Raw genomic sequence first — 1,514 nt, 5'->3', positions numbered from 1 at the left:
TCCTGCTCGGCCTGTTCTTCATCACCGTCGGCGCGGGCATCGACTTTGAGCTGCTCTTTGGCGAATTTCCGCTCATCCTCAGCCTCACCGTGGCAGTAATGGCGGTCAAGGCGGGCGTGCTTTATACCCTCGGCAAAGTTTTCCGCCTGCGCGGTACCAGCCTGCCGCTCTTTACCCTGGCGCTGGCGCAAGCGGGCGAATTTGGCTTCGTCCTCCTCTCCTTTACCGTGCAGCACGGCGACCTGCCGCAGGACACCGCCGAACGGCTGCTGCTGGTCGTCGCCCTCTCCATGCTGCTGACGCCGCTGCTCTTCATCGCCTACGACAAACTGCTCGCGCCGCGCGCCAGCGGCGACGCCCACAGCCGCGAAGCCGACACCATCGAAGAAGAAAACCCCATCATCATCCTCGGCCACGGTCGCGTCGGCCAACTGGTGGACAACCTCCTGCTCTGCTGCGGACACCACACCACCGTCATCGACTACGACGTGGAAACCGTGGAAGGCCTGTCGCGCTTCGGCGTCAAAAGCTACTTCGGCGACGCCAGCCAACCGGCGCTGCTCGCCGCCGCCGGCATCGACAAGGCACAACTGCTGATAATCGCCATCGACCAGCGCGAACAGGCAGTCGCCATCACCGAACACGTCCGCCGCGCGCATCCGAACCTGCCCATCATCGCCCGCGCCTACGACCGCATCCACGTCTATGAACTCTATAAGGCGGGCGCGAGCGTCATCATCCGCGAAACCTTCGACGCCGCCATCCGCACCGGGCGCACCGCGCTCGAAGTGCTGGGGATGGATACAGAGAAAGCCAAAGAAATCAGCGAGTTTTACTACCACCGCGACCGCTACGCCACCCAACAAATGGCAGAAGCCTACGACCCCAACCTGCCGCGCTTCGGCAACGAGCGCATGGCGGCCATTGCCAAGGTCAATAACGCCATCATCCGCGAAATGATCGCGACCCTGCTGCGCGGCGAGCCGGTGGACTGGCAACCGCGCGAAGACAGCGTGACGCGGCACAAGGGCTGACGCTTTTGGCTGCGCCGCCACACACCGGGCGCAGCGGGCGGAAAAACAGCAGATGTCGGCCATGAATGGCCGACCTACGTTTGCGTGTTGGCTGTCCGCAGCCCCTCGCCCAACAAAAAGCCCTCCATCCGGAGGGCTTTTGCGGTTGCGCGCCGCGCATGGTCATGGTGTGGCCGGGGCGCTGTCGCCGTCTTCTTTTTTCATGAAGTAATTCATTCCCGCCTTGAGCAGTGCGGGCGACATGATGACCGAGCTGACGGTGTCGGCGGAGAGTGTCGCGGGCAAGGTGGCGAGGTTGCTGACGATGTTCATCACGTCCGCCTCGCGCTTGCTGTGGCGTACCTTGATTTCGATGGGCAGGTTTTTGTCCTGCTGGAAGCGCTGGTCGTAGGGCAGGTTCGGCGGTTTGATAAACAGCGAACCATTAGACCTCTTGCGAAAGTATCCTGAAGATTTACAATTCCCAAATGAAATACGAAA

2 protein-coding genes are annotated in these 1,514 nt (G+C 61.8%); one reads left to right on the top strand and one right to left on the bottom strand.

The window, feature by feature from the left end; all coding sequences use genetic code 11:
- Positions 1–1,034 (top strand): NAD-binding protein (locus Q0349_RS07340; protein ID WP_298080220.1); only part of this gene is annotated, 1,034 nt, incomplete at its 5' end.
- A 162-nt stretch (positions 1,035–1,196) separates the two neighbouring features.
- Here the strand turns inward: Q0349_RS07340 and Q0349_RS07335 are convergent.
- The coding region (locus tag Q0349_RS07335) for a hypothetical protein (RefSeq protein ID WP_298080219.1) at positions 1,197–1,514 on the bottom strand (318 nt) is incomplete at its 5' end.

It is taken from the genome of uncultured Cardiobacterium sp. (assembly GCF_938028185.1).
Lineage (GTDB): Bacteria > Pseudomonadota > Gammaproteobacteria > Cardiobacteriales > Cardiobacteriaceae > Cardiobacterium.
The sequence above is the reverse complement of the archived record's forward strand: the minus strand, read 5'-3'. Positions and strand labels throughout refer to the sequence as shown.